Genomic DNA, 2,804 nt, shown 5'->3' with positions numbered 1-2,804 from the left:
GGGACGTACTGTGCATCATAGCATCATCGAAGACCCGGTAAACGGGCGGACAGGAGCTCCCAGCGGGTTCCAGCAGGCACAGCCGGGGGAGGGCTCCCGCTTGCGGGAGGGCCCCGCGGGTGGGCCTCTTGGTATAACTGCGAAATCCTCTCCCCCCCCCTCCCGCGAAATCGGTGCCAGGGAAGCACGCGCGCAGCGCTTCCAGGCCCTGCATCAGGCCCGTGTCTGGATCGGTCGCCGGGTCAACGTGATGCTCCCTGACGTCCAGTTTCCTGGCGAGGTGTTCCGCACCTTCGACTGCCGCCACGTCCGAACCAGTTGCATGGTCGAGGTCAGGCACACCGAGGGCCTGCCGGCCAACTATCGCAACCTGGCCACCTGCGGCAGTGTTTGGGCTTGCCCGGTCTGTGCTGCCAAGATCCAGGAGCGTCGCCGGCTGGAACTGGAGCACCTGGTCGAATGGGCAGAGGGTCAGGGCCTCCAGGCGATCATGGTTACGTTCACCTTCCCCCACACCGGTTTCGACTCCCTGGGCGACCTCCTGGAGCGCCAAGCCGACGCCTTCAAGCGTTTCCGCCGTGGCAGCCCCTTCACCAAGCTCAAGGCCTCCATCGGCTTCCAGGGCCTCGTTCGCTCCCTGGAAGTGACCCACGGCCTCGCCAACGGCTGGCACCCTCACACCCACGAGCTGTGGCTCGTAGATCCCAAGATGGGCCAGGAAATCCGTGCACGCCTGGTCGAGCTGTGGGAACGTGCCTGCATCGCTGCCGGCCTCCTCGATCCTGCCGACCAGGCCAAGGTTCACGCCTTCCGCCAGCACTCCGTAGACGTGCGGCTGAACGCCACCAGCGGCGAGTACCTCGCCAAGCAGGACAGCTCCAGGAAGTGGGGCATCACCCACGAAGTAGCCAAGGCCACCAGCAAGGCAGGCAAGGCCAAGGGCGTCCATCCGCATGAGTTCCTGATCCGCATGGCCAAGGGCGACGAGTCGCGTTACTTCGAGTACCTGGAAGCGATGAAGGGCAAGCGGCAACTGTTCTGGTCGCCTGGCCTCAAGGCCCGCTGCGGCTTGGATGACATCAGCGACGACGACGCCGCGCTCGGTGGTGATGATCTCGACCACCTGGGCAACCTCAACCAGGACGAATGGGATTTCATCAGGAGACGGCGCCTGGCTGCTCAGGTGCTCGATGCTGCTGAACTCGGCGGCTTTGACCTGATCCTGCGCTACCTGAAACGCCAGGGGTACAAGCCCCCGGATTTTGGTACCACTTCCGCCGACCAGGACGAGCATCGATACCCTGGTTTGGCACCATTTTCGTAACGCATGGGGCGTTACTGAAAATCGCTGACCACCTGGATTGCACTCCAGGTGACCAGCTAACCACAGTGATCTATCGAGGAGACACACCATGGCTAAGCCATATCCTATCCTGCCCGCCTCCGTCCTGGACGAGCTGGAAGACCTCAACGGCGCACTTGGTGCCTATGACGTCCTCATGACTGCCTGGATCAATCAGACCCTCACCGAAGGCCCTGCCGGTGATCCCAAGCACTTCGCGGCGGGTTGCCAGTTTCTGCTTCGGCCCATCCTCGAAGGCTTCCAGGCCATCGAATCCCATGCCACGGCCTTTCGCGAGATGGGTGTCGTAGGGGTCTGCACGTTGGACGAAGCCGACCAGGAAAAACCGTAACGTTACGATAAAGCCACCGGGGCGGTCGGGGGATGCTGCGCAGCAGCGCCTACGACTGTACCGGTGGCCCTTATCTTGCCCGTCCAGGGCTACAACTGCCCGATTCCTACAACGTTACGACCATACGACCTCGACCTCGCCACACCGTGGCGATTAGGCGCCTGCACTTCCTCACCTGACAGCCTCTCCCCTCCCTGCGCCGGTACCCGCGCAGCGGCCCTAACCCAAGCCAACATCGCGCCCCCTTCGGCCTCATGGGCGGCTGCTTTGCTCGTCCGCGAACAGCCCCACCAGCAACCAACACCGATGGCAGTCCGCGCCCTGATAACCGCTTTTCAAGGCTTGAGGCTGCCTCGGATGTGCTGAGCGTCGCGAAGCCCACCGAGTCAGCCGCAAGCCTTTTCTTGCGCTTGCCCATGCTCCACGCATATATTGCGTACAGGGCGTGTATATACGACTACGTTTGAGAACGACGACGATGAATGAAAAAGAGCCCGTAACTCGTTACAACAGGTCTGTGAACCTTGATCCGCAGATGGCGGAAAGACTCCAGCGTGTCTGTGAGCACCTGGGCGTTACAGTGAACTCGTACCTCAAGCTGAAGATTGGTGAGGTGGTCTCGCGTGATGAGGTGTCGCTCATCCCAAAGCAGTCCGCCGACGCCAGCGCTGCCATCCTGGAACGCTTCTTCCAGGCTGCCAGCTCGGCTATCGAGGCCGCGCCGAACGTCGGCGAAGAGCAATTGGAGTTGGAAGTTGATGAGCAACCGCAACCAGTCAGGAAGCCCCGTGCGGCTAAAGCCAAGTGATCTTCGGATCAGGCACCAGTGCACCAAGTGCGACCGCTGGCACACCGCCCACGCTATTCCGTGGGGTGAGCCGCTCGCCTTGTTGGTGACGGGGTACTGCCCCCATTGCGGTGCTAGCTACCTGTCTTTGCGTCAGGCCAGCGAAGAGGGGATCGGGGGTGCTGCCAGTGATCTGGCCCGGCATTTCCTCCAGATCGCTCCAGGAGCGGAACAACCAGATATGACCACCAGACACTGACACCAAAGAAAAAGCCCCTTCAGCTTGGCGGCGAGATAGGGGCTTTTTAAGGGCACATCCACTA

At 61.8% G+C, this 2,804-nt stretch carries 3 protein-coding genes; all 3 read left to right on the top strand.

Features of this window, described 5'->3' with window-relative positions; translation table 11 throughout:
* The first annotated feature begins 250 nt into the window (after positions 1-250).
* The 3 genes from PSEST_RS21530 to PSEST_RS21520 all read left to right on the top strand — a co-directional run bounded on the left by PSEST_RS21530 (position 251) and on the right by PSEST_RS21520 (position 2,502).
* A complete protein-coding gene (locus PSEST_RS21530; protein ID WP_157372452.1) occupies positions 251-1,324 on the top strand; it encodes a protein rep in 1,074 nt (357 codons plus the stop codon).
* A gap of 88 nt (positions 1,325-1,412) precedes the next feature.
* Entirely contained in the window at positions 1,413-1,694 is a 282-nt protein-coding gene (locus tag PSEST_RS21525) for a hypothetical protein (protein WP_041757285.1), read from the top strand.
* Between the two features lie 478 nt (positions 1,695-2,172).
* The gene (locus PSEST_RS21520; RefSeq protein WP_015279027.1) at positions 2,173-2,502 is read left to right on the top strand and encodes a hypothetical protein; all 330 of its coding nucleotides are present in this window, start codon (positions 2,173-2,175) and stop codon (positions 2,500-2,502) included.
* The last annotated feature ends 302 nt before the right edge of the window (positions 2,503-2,804 follow it).

Source organism: Stutzerimonas stutzeri RCH2 (genome assembly GCF_000327065.1).
Taxonomy (GTDB): Bacteria; Pseudomonadota; Gammaproteobacteria; order Pseudomonadales; family Pseudomonadaceae; genus Stutzerimonas; species Stutzerimonas stutzeri_AE.
Note: the sequence above shows the minus strand (reverse complement) of the source record. Positions and strands in the feature narration are given on the sequence as shown.

Excerpts from the sequence above, each read along its gene's own strand:
- PSEST_RS21530 (WP_157372452.1), top strand. The coding sequence starts at position 251 with ATGCTCCCTGACGTCCAGTTTCCTGGCGAGGTGTTCCGCACCTTCGAC.
- PSEST_RS21525 (WP_041757285.1), top strand. The coding sequence starts at position 1,413 with ATGGCTAAGCCATATCCTATCCTGCCCGCCTCCGTCCTGGACGAGCTG.
- PSEST_RS21520 (WP_015279027.1), top strand. The coding sequence starts at position 2,173 with ATGAATGAAAAAGAGCCCGTAACTCGTTACAACAGGTCTGTGAACCTT.